Raw genomic sequence first — 15,622 nt, 5'->3', positions numbered from 1 at the left:
CGGGGAACTGCGTGTCACGTCAGCTTTTTTCGCGGTGCAGCGCAGCATGCGCTGACGTATGGGCATGCATTACCGTAACGCGGTGATAACAAAAACCGCCCCGGTTCAAAGGAGTGTTACCGACATGCCCCGTACCCGCACTATCGCCGGCGCCATCGCCGCTGCGTTGCTGATCAGCTCTCCGGCGTTCGCCGCCAAATCACAGTTCGACAGCGTCGTCGTGTTCGGCGACAGCCTGAGCGACGCCGGTAACATCTCGCTGGCCACCAACCCCGCCATCCAACCGCCGCTGGAATTCACCACGAACCCCGGTGCGGTGACGGTGCAGAATGTGGCCAGCCACTACGGCTATAGCCTGACGGCCTCGCTGGCCGGCGGCAGCGACTACGCCTGGGGCGGTGCCGGCGTGCTCACCAATTCGCCCGGCACACCTGCAGCCGTGCCGACCATCACCACCCAGGTGAATGCCTATCTCGCGGCCGGCAAGTTCGACAGCAAGGCGCTGTACTCCATGTGGGGCGGTGCGAACGACATCTTCTACGCCGCGACCGCCGCCGGTGCTGGTGCCACCGCGCAGCAGCTGATCCAGCAGAACGTGCAGTTGCAGATTGCCCAGCTGCAGGCGGCCGGCGTACCGCCGGCGCAGATCGCCGCGCTGACCCCGCAGATCACCCAGGCGGTGACGGCCGCCGTGACTCAGCAGGTGCTGGCCGCCGCCGGCGTGTCGGGCTTCCAGACGGCCGCGCAGGCGCAGGCCTCGGTCGCCGCGGCCGCGCAGCAGGAAGTGAAGCTGATCGGCCAGATGCAGGCCGCCGGCGCCAAGAACATCCTGGTGTTCAACCTGCCCAATGTCGGCCTGACCCCGTCCGCGCTCGAGCAGGGCGCCAGCGCCGCCTCGTCGCTGACCGGCCTCAGCCTGATCTTCAACGGCACGCTCAGCGCCGGCCTTGCCCAGCTGGGCAAGGGCATCATCCCGGTCGACACCTTCAGCCTGCTCAATGAAGTTATCGCCAACCCGGGCGCCTACGGCTTCACCAACGTCACCAACGAAGCCTGCGGCGTGGGCTCCAGCTCGGTGGCCTGCGGCCCGGCCGGCTCGGGCCTGCCGTACACCTATGCGGCCGGCGCCAACAAGACCTATCTGTTCGCCGACGGCGTGCATCCGACCACCGCGGCCGACGTGATGCTGGGCCAGTATGTGGTGTCCATCCTCAGCGCACCGGGCTATGCCTCGCTGCTGGCGGAAGCGCCGCTGGCCTCGATCCAGGCCCAGAACCGCGCCATCCGCAACCAGATGCTGGCCGACGGACAGGGCAGCGACACGCGCGTGTTCGCCAACATCGATTACGGCGACCAGCGTTTCGATAGCAGCGCCGGCTCGCCGCGCACCTCCAGCGACAACGTCAACCTGACCATCGGTGCCGACGTGCGCTTCACTCACAACCTGTCGGGCGGCCTGGCCATGAACATCGGCCAGCACAACGCCGACTACGCTGGCGGCGGTGGCTACAAGCTGCAGGACGTCTCCGGCCTCGGCTACCTGACGTGGTACCAGGGCGGCGCCTACGTCGGCGGCTACGTCGACTTCGGCCAGGACAACTTCTCGGACATCGAGCGCAAGATCCAGCTCGGCACCATGCTTCGCAGCGAAACGGCGAAGGCGGACGGCAACCATGTGGGCGGCGGCATCAACGGCGGCTACTGGTTCGATCTGGGCACACTGCGCACCGGTCCGTTCGCGAACTTCGAGTGGCAGACCGTGAAGGTCAATAGCTACAACGAGAGCGGCAGCGACTCCTCCGCCATGTGGTTCGGCAGCCAGCAGCGCGATTCGCAGGTGTCCACGCTGGGCTGGCGCCTGGAAGGTCACTGGCAGGCCGGCAACACCATGCTGTCGCCGTACGCCGAACTGGCCTGGAACTACGACAGCAAGGCCGATCCGCGCGCGGTCACGGCTGGCCTCAACGGCATGCCGGGCTCCTTCGAACTGGTGGGCTTCACGCCGGACAAGAAATGGGGCACCGGTGACATCGGCCTCAGCGCGCAGTTCAGCAAGGCGCTGAGCGGCTGGGTCGGCTACAGCGGCCGCTTCGGCGACAACAGCCAGAAGTACAACAGCGTGAACCTGGGCATGAAGTACGCCTTCTAAGTTTTACGCTCAGCACACAGAGAAGCCGTCCGCGCAAGCGGGCGGCTTTTTTGTTGCCTCGCGCACGATACAAATCACCACGCCGCACCGTCATTCCCACGAAGGCGGGAATCCAGCGTCGTTGTTTTGACGTCTTAAAGGCACTGGATTCCCGCCTTCGCGGGAATGACGGTGCGGGATAGGACATTCACCACAAGAATGGCGATGTCACCTTCGGGCGTATAGACGTCCAAACGCCGTCCAACAAAAAAGCCGCCCGCTTGCGCGGACGGCTTTTCTTTACATCAAAACCTGCGAGGACTTACTTGCCCTTGCCGTTCGTCGCCAGGTTCAGGATCGACTGCGCCTGCTTCTGCAGGTTGGCCGCCTCGTCATCGGACAAGGCCGAGGTCTTGCCACCCTGGTCGTTGGTCTTGAGCACCAGCGAGCCGTCCTGCGCCCAGGCAGCGCGCTCGGTCGAGCTGGGCTTGGAATCCTTGCTGGACTTCTTCTGCTGCACGACCACCCACGGCTTGCCGTCCTTGTAGGCGTAGTCGGTGCTGTTGAAACCCTTGTCGCCGTAGTCGACTTCTTCGCGGATGAACTTCACTTCGCCCGCTTCACGGAACACCTGCCAGCCGCGCGAGACCTTGTCTTCGAGCTTGGTGCCGCTGCTGATCTTCATGCCGCCGATCTGCTTCTGCACGCCGGTGAAGGCGGCCAGTTCCTTTTCACCCTGGGTCTGCTCGGCGACGAGCTGGATGTTCACCTGAGTGGGCGCGCCCTTGGTCAGCACCTGGGTCTGCAGCGGCGGGTTGTAGTGGCGCTCGCCGTCGACCAGGGTGGCCTTGAGCACGTACAGGCCGGCCGGGTTCACATCAGCCGGGTTGAACGGCAGCTGGAACGAGATCGGCAGGGCGTTGGCCGGCTCGATCGTCTTGGTAGCCAGCGGAGCGGCGTCCTGGGTGGACACGTCGACCAGCGTCAGATCCAGCTTGGCGGCCGGCGACACCGTGGTGGCGGCATCGCGCAGCGACACCTGGCCGGTGATCTGGTTGGCCTGGGCAGGCGTCTGAGCGGCATTGCCGCCCTCCGTGCCGCCATCGGACGACGGGGAAGAATTGCCACAACCGGCGAGAGCCAGAGCAGCGACCGACATCAGCGACCAAACAAGACGGCGCATGAGAAAACCTCTATCGATTGTCAGGGCTTAGCGCGAGAACCAACAGGCGCCCAACACGCCTCGACTCTACACGGGGGAGCCTTTGAGGATAGCCCAAACGTAAGGGCTTGTAAAAGTTGGCTCCATGCGCTTGCGTATGCAGAGCCATATGGCCGCCTAAACGGCCCGCGAAAAAAAGGGCGACCCGTTGCCGGGCCGCCCTTGGGTGACACGCCCAGGCAGCTTAGAAGCGCTGGGTGTACTTCAGGTAGTAGAAGCGACCGATGTCAAAGCCGCCGTAGTACACGAAGGCGCTGTTCGGCTTCGAGTACATGATGGGACCCTGCTTGTCGAACACGTTGTTCGCGCCCACCGAGATGGTGCCCTTCCACGGCATGGTCCAGCGGAACTGGACGTCGTTGAAGGTGGTGGAGCCGGTGTGGCGCTGTGCCTGCGCACCGTTGAACGGGTCGACGTGGTCGATGTCGTTACACTCGGCCGGGGTGACGTAGGAGCAACGTTCCGTCATACCCGAGTAGTAACGCATGGTCCAGGTCATGCCGAAGATGCCGCGGTTGAAATCCATCGACAGGTTCGAGCGGGTGCGGAAGTTGCCGCCGTAGCCGGTGAGCGGCTGCACGGTGGTGTCCGGATTGTCGTCAGCCTTGATGTTCAGGTAGTCGACGTAGGTGGTGTTCCAGTGCGCCTGGAACTGACCGATCGATTCGATCGTGAAGCGGTAGTTCACACCGAAGTCGTAGCCCGCCGTCTTCTGCCAGCCCTTGTTGGTCAGGCCGTAGAACATGTTGGTGATGACGCCGTTGGCCGGATCACGCGTGAAGCCCGAGCAACGCGAAGCGATGCCGGCCACGTAGCAGTCGTCCAGGATGTCCTGCACGGCGTCCTGCGCGATGACGTTCTTGATGTCGATCTTGTACCAGTCCAGCGACACGTCGAGGCCTTCGACGTAGTGCGGGCTGTAGATCAGGCCGAACGTACGGGTGGTGGCGGTTTCCGGCGTCAGGTTCGGGTTGGAGCCCGTGGTGAACTGGTAGTTCGTCTGGCACGGATAGGTCGTGCAGGGATTGAGCGCCTGGCCCAGCTGCACATAGTTGGCCGCCACAGCCGCCTGGCCACCGAAGCCACCGGTACAACGCGCGGCCACGGCCGGGTTGCCCTTGGCCGAACCGCTCTTGGTATCGCAGGGGTCGGTGTAGGACTCGAAGCTGCTACCGATACCGCCGTACAGGTCGGAGATGGTCGGCGCGCGGAAGCCCTGCGCCCAGCTGCCGCGGACGAGCAGGTCGTCGATCGGCTTCCACTTGAGGCTGGCCTTGCTGTTGGTGGTGGTGCCGAAGTTGTCGTAGTCGGAGTAACGGCTGGCGAGGTCGATCGACAGTTCGCGCGCCATCACCACGTCACGCAGCAGCGGCACGTCGAATTCCAGGTAAGCCTCGTTCACCGAGTACTTGCCCTGGGTGGTGGTCGCGGCCAGACCCGAGCTCAGGCCCGCCTGGTTGAAGGCGTCCGGCACGAAGCGGCCGTCTTCCTGGCGATGCTCGAAGCCCGTGGCGATACCGATGTCACCGGCCGGCAGACCCGCGAAGGTGCCCGCGAGGTTGACGGTGTAGTCGGTCGTGGTGGTCTTGCCGGTGTCGTGGAATTCCGGGAACAGGAACGCCTGCAGGTCCGGATCGGCGAGCGAGCCGGCGCCGGCCTGGCCGTACGGCAGCAGCGGGTTCCAGGCCACGCAGCCGGCGACCGGGTTGGCGGCGGTGCCGCAATGCACCTTACCGTCCGAACCCATGTACGACGGGCCCACGGCGGCCTGGGTGTTGATCAGGTTGAAGTCGCCATGACCGGTCTTGAGCATGTTGTTGCGATTGGTCATCGCGCCAACGTCCCAGTTCCAGGTACGGCCGCCCAGCTCGAAGAAGCCTTCGAAACCGGCCGTCCAGCGATAGGTTTCCAGCTCGCTGTCGGTGGTACGAGGCACTTCCCAGCCACGACGCGCGAAGTTGAGCGTGGTGCCCAGCGGGTTGAAGTAGCTGTCGGCGTCCATCGGCGTGCCGAAAGCGGCTGACTGGTACGGATAGCCGGCGATCTGCTGCAGGGTGCTGCGCTTGTTGTAGAGGAAGTCCGTCTTGAACGCGATGCTTTCAAGCAGGTTGTACTTGCCTGCCACGAACAGCGAGGTGCGCTCCTGACCGGTGGCCAGCGTCATCTCCTGGTTGGAGTTGGCGTAGCGGGCCGAGGTCAGCGGCTGATAGTTGGCGATATCGCGCGGGTCGGTGCCCGGCTTGAGCGTACAGGTGGCCTTGGCGCCGCCCGGGCCGCAGGGGCCGCTGAACGAGCCGTACTGGCTGATGCCGCTCCAGCCCGCGGTGGGGTGGAACGGACCCGACGGATAGGCGCTGAACTCGCGATCCTTCGCCCAGACCGGATCGTCCTTCTGGTACTGCGCGCTGGCCATGATCGAGCCGCGATCGTTGGCGGTACCGAGGGTGAAGTCGTAGCTCTGGCCCTTGCCGTCGTTCTGGTCGTACTGACCGACGTAGGCATTGGCTTCGGCGCCGGTGAAGTTGCTGCGCGTGATCACGTTGACCACGCCGGCGATGGCGTCCGAACCGTAGATGGACGAACCACCGTCCTTCAGCACTTCGATGCGATCGATCACCGACACCGGAATCTGGCCGAGATCCTGCAGGCCGGAGGTGTTGGCACCCAGGCGCTTGCCGTTGATCAGGATCAGGGTGCGGTTGGGACCGAGGTTGCGCAGGTCGACGTAATAGCCGCCCACGTCTTCGCCCGACGACAGCGCATTGGCGCGGCTGATCGGCGGCGAACCGACTTCGGTCAGGTTCTGCAGGATGTCAGCAACCGAGGTGAAACCCTGGTTCTGGATCTGCTTGCGGTCGATGGTCACCACCGGCTGGGCGGTCTCCACGTCCACACGCGGAATACGCGTACCGGTCACGGTAACGGTTTCGAGCTTCTTCGCTTCGTTCTCGCTGGCTGCGGGGCCGCTCGCATCCTGCGCCAGGGCCGGGGCCATGGCTGCGAAGGTACCTACGGCAAGGGCCAGGCGGACGGCCACCGTAAGTTTATTGTCAACTTTCTTGCGGAACTGCATTAGTTTCTCCCCAGTAAAGACGTCGGCCCCAACCGACGCCAAGAAGCTGTCTTGCCCCGCAAATGGCAGGTTTCCAAGGCGTTGCACCTGGAAACTTGCTGTCTGCCAGCTGAACAAGCCAGCGCAATCGTGATTACCAAATCGCAACCATTGCGTTCTTGGTCTCGGTAGAAGTTGCTCCCTGACGGCGCGAACTACCAAGAATTTACGACCCTACGGGAAATTTCTTACGCGTGTCAACACTTTCGTAACACCTGTTTCACGCCAAAATCCGAAAAATCCCGCCACGCTCCCCTTACAAGTCGCCATCCGCCAGGAAAATGCGATGAACATGCAGAAAATTTCGATTAACGAGTCCTCGTCCACTTTTGCCGATCGCATCAAAGTGCTGATCCAGCGAGTGGGCAGCGTCACCGAGATCGCGCGGATGTGCGGTTTCTCCGAAGGCGTCGTGCGCAGTTGGCGCGACGGCAACACCGACCCGTCCCGCGCGCGTTGCGTGACCCTGGCCAAGACCCTCGGTATTTCCCTGGTGTGGCTGGTGGCCGGCGAAGGCACCATTCAGACCACCGACGCGATGTCTTCCGGCGAAGACCAGACCAATGCGGAAACGCTGGCCAACCGCCACCGCTCCAAGCTGCGCACGGCCGCGGATACGTTGCACGCCAGCGGCATGGCGATGGATCCGAACCGCCTCAACACGGCGCTGCGCATCCTGCAGTCGGAGCTGGACCTGGCGGAAAGCCGCCTGACCCTGGCCGACAACGCCGACATGCTGGCCGATCTCTATGAGATCCTCGGTCCCGGCGGTACGGACGTGGATGCCAGCGCGATGGTCTCGTTCAACCAGCGCCTGCACGAACGCGTGAAGCGCGGCCGTCAGGTCGCCGCCTAAGGCATCGGTTGGATTGAGCACGGCATAAAAAAACGGCAGCCCTGAGGCTGCCGTTTTTTTGAGCCGTGGCTGGAAGTTACAGCCGGGCGATGTCGGCGATGGCGCCGAACTGCGCCTTCAGCTGGCCCAGTAGGGCCAGTCGGTTGGCCCGCACGGCCGGGTTCTCCGCATTCACCAGCACGCTGTCGAAGAACGCATCCACCGGCGCCTGCAATTGCGCCAGGCGCGTGAGCACCGCCGCGTAGTCGCCGGCTTCCAGCGGCGCGCTGGTGTCGGCACGGGCCGCGTCGAGCGCCGCATGCAGGGCCCGCTCGGCATCCGCCTCGAAATGCGAAGGATCCACCGTGCTGCCGACCGGCGCCGCACCGGTCTCTTCGGCCTGCTTGCGCAGGATATTGGCGACACGCTTGTTGGCCGCCGCCAGACTCAGCGCCTCCGGACGCCGACCGAACTCGCCCACGGCGCGCAGGCGACGGTCGAAATCCACCAGGCTGGACGGCGACACCGCCAACACGGCCTCGAACTGCTCGCCGGTGAAACCCTGCTCGGCGTAGTAGCCGCGCAGGCGATCGAGCACGAACTCCACCAGCTCATCGGCGAGCGCGGCACGACGCTTGCCTGCGTCAAGCGCCGGCGCCTTGCCGTCCTTGCCCGGCTTGAGGCCGGCGGCGAGCGCCGCTTCCGGCAGCAGTTCTAGCGCTTCGACGAAGCTGCCGCGCAGATCCAGCTCCAGGCCGCCCTCGACCAGCGTACGCGCCAGGCCGAGCGCCGCGCGACGCAGCGCGAACGGATCCTTATTGCCGCTGGGCTTGAGGCCAACGGCGAAGATGCCGGCCAGCGTGTCGAAACGGTCGGCCACGGCAAGCACTCGACCCACGTCGCCAGCGGCAATGGCATCGCCGGCAAAGCGCGGCTGGTAGTAGCTGTCCAGGGCATCGGCCACGTCCGCTGATTCGCCATGATGCGTGGCGTAGTAACGGCCCATCACACCCTGCAGTTCGGGGAACTCGCCGACCATGCGCGTAAGCAGGTCGCACTTGCTGAGCGAGGCCGCGCGCGTCGCCGCGCCGGCATCCACGCCCACGCGGCCGGCGATGATGCGCGACAGCTCGGCCACGCGCACGCTCTTGTCCCACAGGCTGCCCAGCGCCTGCTGGTAGGTAACGTTCTTCAGCTGTTCCTGATAGCCGGCCAGCGGCGTCTTGAGGTCCTCGTCCCAGAAGAACTTGGCATCGGCGAAACGCGGACGGATCACGCGCTCATACCCCTTGCGGATCTCCGTAGGCTGCTTGCTCTCGATGTTGGCCACACCAATGAAATGCTCGGTGAGCTTGCCGTCGGCATCGAATACCGGCACGAACTTCTGGTTGGTCTCCATGGTGGTGACCAGCGCTTCCGGCGGCACGGCGAGGAATTCGCGATCGAACTTACAGGCGATCGCCATCGGCCACTCGGTGAGGTTGGCGATCTCGTCGAGCAGCGCGTCGTCGAGCTGCGGCACGCCACCGGTTTCCTTGGCCGCGCGCGCCACTTCATCGCGTATCTTCTGGCGACGCTCGGCCGGATCGGCCAGCACTTTCGCCGCTCGCATCGAATCGAGCCAGATGTCGGCGTCGGACACATGCACCGGCTGCGTGTGCATGAAGCGATGTCCGCGCGACTTGCGCCCGCTGGTGAGGCCCAGCACGCTGCCGTCGACGATGTCCGCGCCGTGCAGCATCACCAGCCAATGCACGGGACGCACAAAGGTGTAGTCGTGATCGCTCCAGCGCATGGGCTTGGGAATGGGCAGGCCCTTGAGCGCCTCGTCGACGATCTCCGGCAGCAAAGCGGCGACCGGCTGGCCCGGCTTCACCGCACGAAACACGAACCACGAACCCTTGTCGGTTTCGAGCTTTTCGAGCTGCTCCACGGTGACGCCGCACGACTGCGCAAAGCCTTGCAACGCCTTGCTCGGCTGGCCTTCGGCATCCAGCGCGGCGTTCACGGCCGGGCCACGGCGTTCGACGTTTTGCTCCGGCTGGTTCACGGCAACCGTCGGGATATAGACGGCCAAACGACGCGGCGACGCGTACAGCTTCGCCTCATCGAGACCGGCTTCCACGCCACGCTTGGACAGCCCGTCGCTGATGCCGCGCAGGAAGGCGGCGGCCAGTTCGTCCAGCGCCTTGGGCGGCAGTTCCTCGGTACCCAGTTCGATCAACAGCGGCTTGGTGGCGGCGCTCATGCAGCCTGCTCCTTCACGTTCTTCTTCAGGCCCGGAAAACCGAGCTTTTCACGTTGCGCGACATACGCCTCGGCGACCGCGCGGGCCAGCGTGCGCACGCGCAGGATGTAGCGCTGACGCTCGGTGACGCTGATGGCGCGGCGTGCGTCGAGCAGGTTGAAAGTGTGGCTGGCCTTCATCACCTGCTCGTAGGCAGGCAGCGGCAGGTTGGCGGCAATGAGCTTGTTCGCCTCGCCTTCGCACACGTCGAACCAGCGCAGCAGTTCCGGCACGTTGGCGTGCTCGAAGTTGTAGGTGCTTTGTTCCACTTCGTTCTGGTGGAACACGTCGCCGTAGGTCACCTTGCCGTGCGGACCTTCGGTCCACACCAGGTCGTAGACGTTGTCCACGTTCTGCAGGTACATGGCCAGGCGCTCGAGACCGTAGGTAATCTCACCGGTCACGGGACGACATTCCAGGCCGCCGGCCTGCTGGAAGTAGGTGAACTGGGTCACTTCCATGCCGTTGAGCCACACTTCCCAACCCAGGCCCCAGGCGCCGAGCGTGGGCGATTCCCAGTTGTCTTCGACGAAGCGCAGGTCGTGCACCAACGGGTCCAGGCCCAGTTCCTTCAGCGAACCGATGTACAGGTCCAGGATGTTGTCCGGGTTGGGCTTCATCACTACTTGGTACTGGTAGTAATGCTGCAGGCGGTTGGGATTCTCGCCGTAGCGGCCGTCGGTGGGACGGCGCGAGGGCTGCACGTATGCTGCCGACCACGGCTCGGGACCAAGCGAACGCAGGAAGGTGGCCGGGTGGAACGTGCCCGCGCCAACCTCGGTATCGAGCGGCTGCAGCAGGACGCAACCCTGCGCCGCCCAGTAGCGGTTGAGGGTCTGGATCACATCTTGGAAGGTGCGCGCGGACATGGCTTTCCGTGGGCTTCAATAAAGCGGGTTAGTATAGCCGGGACCGCTTTCTTCGCTGGATTCCGGCGAGAAAAGCCTACCGGGAGAGATCGCCGCATGGCCGCTTCACCGCAATCCGTGTCCCTGCTCGGCCGCCGCAGTCGGCTGGCGCTCGACGAGATGCTTGCCACGCTGGTGGTGGACGGCTACCTGCTGGCCGAAGACGCCAAGCAAGTGCGCATGGGAACGCGTAGCGGCCGTGCCACGGTGGAGTTGCATCCCCTGGTGCTGGTGGCCAACGCCAAGCTTCCCAACCAGCGCGATCCCGGCCGTCCGCTGAGCCTGGAGGCGCTGACCGAATGGCTCGCTGGCCAGGCGCAGCTGCCGTACCTGAAAATCGACCCGATGAAAATCAACGTGGCCGCGGTGACCCAGGTGGTCAGCCGCGCCTACGCCGAGCGCCATCGCATCCTGCCGGTGGCCGCCGCTTCGGGCGAAGTGACCTTCGCTACCTGCGAACCGTTCGACAACAGCTGGGCCGCCGATCTTTCTCAGATGCTACGCCGCGACGTGAAGCGCGTAGTGTCCAACCCGATCGACATCAATCGCTACCTGCTGGAGTTCTACGGCGTACAGCGCTCGATCCAGCTGGCGCAGGATGCCAAGACCACCGGCTACGACTCGTCGGCCATCCTCAACTTCGAGCAGTTGCTGGAACTCGGCAAGGGCGGCGAAGTCGGCGCGGATGATCGCCACGTCGTGCACATCGTGGACTGGCTGTTGCAGTACGCGTTCGAGCAGCGCGCGTCGGACATCCATCTCGAACCGCGCCGCGAAGCCGGTCTGATGCGTTTCCGCATCGACGGCGTGATGCACAAGGTGTTCGAACTGCCACCGCCGGTGATGACCGCCGTGACGGCGCGTATCAAGATCCTGTCGCGCATGGACGTGGCCGAGAAGCGCCGCCCGCAGGATGGACGCATCAAGACGCGCTCCGCTTCGGGACGCGAAGTGGAACTGCGTATCTCCACCATGCCCACCGCCTTCGGCGAAAAGGTGGTGATGCGTATCTTCGACCCGGATATCGTGGCGAAGGACTTCTCGCAGCTGGGCTTCTCGCCCGAAGAAGGCGAGGCATGGCGTTCGATGGTGGAGCGCCCCCACGGCATCGTGCTGGTCACCGGTCCCACCGGCTCGGGCAAGACCACCACGCTCTATTCCACGCTCAAGCATCTGGCCACGCCGGAGTTGAACGTGTGCACGGTGGAAGACCCGATCGAAATGGTCAGCGCCGAATTCAATCAGATGCAGGTGCAGCCGGCGATCGATCTCGATTTCGCCACGGGTGTGCGTACGCTGTTGCGACAAGACCCGGACATCATCATGGTGGGCGAAATCCGCGACCTGGAAACCGCGCAGATGGCGGTGCAGGCGTCGCTGACCGGCCATCTCGTGCTGTCGACGCTGCACACCAACGATGCGCCCAGCGCGATCACTCGCTTGCTCGATCTGGGCGTGCCGCATTACCTGATCCAGTCCACGCTGACCGGCGTGGTGGCGCAGCGACTCGTGCGAACACTGTGCGTTCATTGCAAGCAGGCGGTGGAGCAGGAGCCGCACGAATGGACCGCCCTCACGCATGGCTGGGACGTGCCGCTGCCCGCGAAAGTCTTCAAGCCTGTGGGTTGCCTGGAATGCCGCAACACCGGTTTCATGGGACGCACTGGCATCTACGAGATGCTGCCGCTGTCGGGACGATTGCGCAGCCTGATTTCATCGCAGCTCGATCTTGGCCACTTTGGTCACGCCGCACTCGCCGAAGGCATGCGTCCCTTGCGCATCTCCGCTGCGGCGCAGGTGGCGCGTGGCGTCACCACGGTCAAGGAAGTCCTTACCGTCATTCCGCCCATCGAACATGGCGTCGTTTGACGACGTCCCGGATCCACCCAACGCATTCGTCGTATCGCATCGCATGAAGCCTGTCCTGATTATCCGCACCGGTCGCGCTCCCGCTCCCATTCGCGCACGCCACGGTGATTTTCCCCATTGGTTTCGCCTGGGCGCCCAGCTTTCGCCCGATCGTATCCGCGTGATCGACGTGGAAGCCGGCGAAGAACTTCCCGCACCAAGCGAAGTGGCCGGCGCGCTGATCACCGGCTCCGCGGCGATGGTCACGGAACGCGCACCGTGGAGTGAACGCACGGCGGGATGGATCCGCGACGCGATGGATGAGGAATTGCCGATGTTCGGCGTGTGCTACGGGCATCAGCTGATGTCGCACGCACTGGGTGGACGCGTCGACTATCTGCCCGGTGGTCGCGAAATTGGCACGGTATCGCTCAACGTGCTCGATGCGGCGAAGAACGATCCGCTCGCCAGCGCGTTGCCGCTCCAATTCCGTGCCCACGCCACGCACGAGCAGAGCGTGCTCGAACTGCCCAAGGGCACGACGGTGCTGGTCAGCTCGGCGCGCGACCCGCATCATCTCGTGCGCTATGGCAAGAACGCGATGAGCGCCCAGTTCCACCCCGAATTCAACGCCGACGTGATGCGTGCGTATATCCACCGCAAGCAGCACGACATGAAGCGCGAAGGCTTCGATCCGCATCACACGTTCAAGCAGGTGGCGGCCACACCGCTCGCGCGGCGATTGTTCCGGCAGTTCTCACGCCATCATGGCCTCGCCACCGGCTGAGGTGGTTGTCATGCACACGGTCTAGAATCGACCCATTGGCGCGAACTCAACCGGCGCCGCCACATGGAAGAACGCCATGGGTCGACAACCGCATGTGCACCGCGCATCGGTCATCGCGATGCGCCTGGTCGATATCGCCGACACGATCGATTTGACGGCGGCCGAGTCGCTCTGGGCACAACGCGCACGTACCGCCGCGGCACGCAGCCGACTCGTGACGGCACCGCCCAAGGCATTGACCTTTGGCGTGCCGCCGGTGGAACTGACGCTCGGATCCCTCGAACTCGTCATTGCCGGCCAAACGCTGCAGGCCACTGCGCTGGCTCGACTCTACGAATTCGGCGTGGCCGCGTTCTCCATCAACGTGCCCGCCGATGATCTCGCGTGGACGGAGTTCAGCGCGCGCGTGAATGCGGTGGATGCGGCGCTTGGCCTTGCATCGCCCACGGATGCCTGGAATCGCTTGCTGACGCAGATCATGGACATCATGCGTCCCGCGCTGCTGAGGCCCAGCCAGACCGTGCTGCACGAAGACTATCTACTTGGATTGGTGCATTCACTCGAAGGCGTCACGACCACCGCGGCGTTGCATGATGAGCTCGACCTCGTTCCGCTGCTCGCCGGCGAATCGCGCCCCCTTTCCGAATCCGCACGACAGGAACTGCTGCGGCAACGCTTTTCCTACTACACCGACGACCTGGCGGTGCTCACCTGGGATCGCGCTTTCATCTACGAACCGCGCGATGAATCGGATGTCGTCGACATTCTCGAAGTGGCAAACGCCCAGCTGCTGGAGTTGCGCTACTACGACGAGTTGCTGGATGCGGAATTGCCACGCATGTACGACCTCGTGGAAGCAACCCACCATGTCGCCAATCCCTTCGCGGCGCGGCGCTATGCGGACCTCGCACGCCATCTCTACACGCTCGTGGCGGAGGTCACCGAAGTCACGGAGAAGGTGGACAACGCACTGCAGGTGACGGAAGACGTCTATCTCGCACGCGTCTATGCCGCGGCACTGGAGTTGTTCCGCGTTCCGCATGTCGGCAAGGCCGTGGACCGCAAGCTGGCCATCATCCGGGACAGTTATTCCGCGCTGTACGAAGAGGCTTCAAGCAAGCGCGGTGAGTTGATGGAGCTGGCCATCATCCTGTTAATCGCCGTGGAGATCGTCATCGCCGTGATCCGCCACGTTTAAACGCGATGCTCAGCGCCCGCGCGGTGGCATCGGGAATGGCGTGATCTTCTGGCCATCGCTTGCATCGCGAATCACCAGCGCGCCCTTGTTCTCCACTTCCTCGATGCGCACCACCGATTGCATTGGAAGGTGGAGCACGCGCGTGTCCTTGAATTCGTCGCGCAGTTTTTCTTCGGTGGGATCCACGAGAAGGCCTTCACCGACGGGCTCGAACACCAGCTCGCCCACTTCGGTAAATCCCCAGAGGCTGCTGGACGCCACGTGCCGGGCATAGAGCTCGTAGCACTTGCCGAGGTGGAGGAACGTCACTTTGTAGAGTTTCTTGGTGCGCATGCGCTTATCTTAGCCGCGCAGGCGACGCGCAATCGCATCGCGCGAGAACAATGCGAAGGCAACGCCAAACAGGAAGCCGGCAATGTGCGTCCACCACACCACGGCGCCGTAGCTGGGCCCGGCGTAACTGAAGAGCAACTGCAGAAGAACCCAGATGCCAATCAGGAGAAAGGCGGGGACACGCACGAACTCCAGATAGAGACCCAACGGCAGCACCAGTCCCAGCCTGGCGCGCGGGAAAAGCGCGATGTAGGCGCCGAGCACCGCGGACACGGCGCCACTGCATCCGATGATCGGCGAACGCACGCCGGCCAGGGAGATCGCACCGACCAGGTTGGCCACGATGCCGCCCAGCACGAACAGCAACAGGAATCGCAGCGAGCCCAGCGCTCGCTCCGCCGGAAGGCCAAATATCACTAGGAACAGCAGATTGCCCAGCAAGTGCAACCACGCCAGGTGAATGAAGAGTGCCGTGAACAGGCGAAGCAACGAGGGATCGTGAAGTTGCGGCAGCAACGGCGCTTTCGCGTCGAAGATGTTCGCCGGCACCGTGCCCCACTCCAGCCACATCGACATGCGCTGCGGCGCGGGCATCAACGCCAACCCGACGAAGCTGATCACGCACACGACCACCACAAGCACGGTGGCCCATTGAACGTGCTGACGACGGCGGGTTTCGACATGGACGAACACTGAAACGCTCCGCGGTATATGCAGGCCAGTTGAGCCTTGCATCATAGGCGATATGGTTTTTCCACGTAGCGCACGGAAGCGATGCAGGATAGGTGCGAACGCCGAGTCGGCCGTCCATATGCGAGTCGCTGGGCAGCCAAGATTTCGATTTGCCCAAAGACAAACGCCTTCCCGTATGGGAAGGCGTTTGAGGGATAAAGCCCCTGGCGGTGACCTACTCTTGCATGAGGATTCACACTACCATCGGCGCAGCTGCGTTTCACTTCCGAGT

At 63.9% G+C, this 15,622-nt stretch carries 11 protein-coding genes; 5 read left to right on the top strand and 6 right to left on the bottom strand.

Annotated elements, in window-relative coordinates:
- Positions 1–124 precede the first annotated feature (124 nt).
- The gene (locus tag ABIC75_RS13375) at positions 125–2,149 is read left to right on the top strand and encodes an autotransporter outer membrane beta-barrel domain-containing protein (protein ID WP_354014371.1); all 2,025 of its coding nucleotides are present in this window, start codon (positions 125–127) and stop codon (positions 2,147–2,149) included.
- A 301-nt stretch (positions 2,150–2,450) separates the two neighbouring features.
- Here ABIC75_RS13375 and ABIC75_RS13370 read toward each other — a convergent pair whose 3' ends face one another.
- Both ABIC75_RS13370 and ABIC75_RS13365 read right to left on the bottom strand, forming a co-directional pair.
- Positions 2,451–3,311 carry a YbaY family lipoprotein gene (locus tag ABIC75_RS13370; protein WP_354014370.1) on the bottom strand — a complete coding sequence of 287 codons (861 nt, stop codon included), beginning with the start codon at positions 3,309–3,311 and terminating at the stop codon, positions 2,451–2,453.
- 223 nt (positions 3,312–3,534) lie between these two features.
- Positions 3,535–6,423, bottom strand: coding sequence for a TonB-dependent receptor plug domain-containing protein (locus tag ABIC75_RS13365; RefSeq protein WP_436407926.1), 2,889 nt, complete (start codon positions 6,421–6,423; stop codon positions 3,535–3,537).
- A gap of 325 nt (positions 6,424–6,748) precedes the next feature.
- Between ABIC75_RS13365 and ABIC75_RS13360 the strand changes: the two genes are divergently transcribed.
- Positions 6,749–7,318 (top strand): helix-turn-helix domain-containing protein, encoded by a 570-nt coding sequence (locus ABIC75_RS13360; RefSeq protein WP_354014368.1) that lies wholly within the window; start codon positions 6,749–6,751, stop codon positions 7,316–7,318.
- A 76-nt stretch (positions 7,319–7,394) separates the two neighbouring features.
- On the opposite strand, the gene glyS is transcribed toward ABIC75_RS13360, so the two are convergent.
- Together glyS and glyQ are read right to left on the bottom strand one after the other, a co-directional pair.
- Positions 7,395–9,545 carry a glycine--tRNA ligase subunit beta gene (glyS, locus tag ABIC75_RS13355; RefSeq protein WP_354014367.1) on the bottom strand — a complete coding sequence of 717 codons (2,151 nt, stop codon included), beginning with the start codon at positions 9,543–9,545 and terminating at the stop codon, positions 7,395–7,397.
- The gene (glyQ, locus tag ABIC75_RS13350; RefSeq protein ID WP_354014366.1) at positions 9,542–10,453 is read right to left on the bottom strand and encodes a glycine--tRNA ligase subunit alpha; all 912 of its coding nucleotides are present in this window, start codon (positions 10,451–10,453) and stop codon (positions 9,542–9,544) included. Before glyQ ends, glyS begins: the two co-directional genes overlap by 4 nt.
- A gap of 96 nt (positions 10,454–10,549) precedes the next feature.
- On the opposite strand from glyQ, the gene ABIC75_RS13345 reads away from it, so the two are divergent.
- The 3 genes from ABIC75_RS13345 (at position 10,550) to ABIC75_RS13335 (ending at position 14,325) form a co-directional block, all read left to right on the top strand.
- Positions 10,550–12,361: a GspE/PulE family protein gene (locus tag ABIC75_RS13345; RefSeq protein ID WP_354014365.1), complete on the top strand. Its 1,812-nt coding sequence runs from the start codon at positions 10,550–10,552 to the stop codon at positions 12,359–12,361.
- Positions 12,362–12,404: 43 nt separating this feature from the next.
- A complete protein-coding gene (locus tag ABIC75_RS13340; RefSeq protein ID WP_354014364.1) occupies positions 12,405–13,127 on the top strand; it encodes a glutamine amidotransferase in 723 nt (240 codons plus the stop codon).
- A gap of 76 nt (positions 13,128–13,203) precedes the next feature.
- A complete protein-coding gene (locus ABIC75_RS13335) occupies positions 13,204–14,325 on the top strand; it encodes a hypothetical protein (RefSeq protein ID WP_354014363.1) in 1,122 nt (373 codons plus the stop codon).
- A gap of 9 nt (positions 14,326–14,334) precedes the next feature.
- Here ABIC75_RS13335 and ABIC75_RS13330 read toward each other — a convergent pair whose 3' ends face one another.
- Positions 14,335–14,658 carry a DUF1820 family protein gene (locus ABIC75_RS13330; protein WP_187058993.1) on the bottom strand — a complete coding sequence of 108 codons (324 nt, stop codon included), beginning with the start codon at positions 14,656–14,658 and terminating at the stop codon, positions 14,335–14,337.
- Between the two features lie 9 nt (positions 14,659–14,667).
- Positions 14,668–15,351, bottom strand: coding sequence for a rhomboid family intramembrane serine protease (locus tag ABIC75_RS13325; protein WP_354014362.1), 684 nt, complete (start codon positions 15,349–15,351; stop codon positions 14,668–14,670).
- Positions 15,352–15,622 lie beyond the last annotated feature (271 nt).

The sequence above is a fragment of the Dyella japonica genome (assembly GCF_040545895.1).
Classification (GTDB): domain Bacteria; phylum Pseudomonadota; class Gammaproteobacteria; order Xanthomonadales; family Rhodanobacteraceae; genus Dyella; species Dyella japonica_D.
The sequence above is the reverse complement of the archived record's forward strand: the minus strand, read 5'-3'. Positions and strand labels throughout refer to the sequence as shown.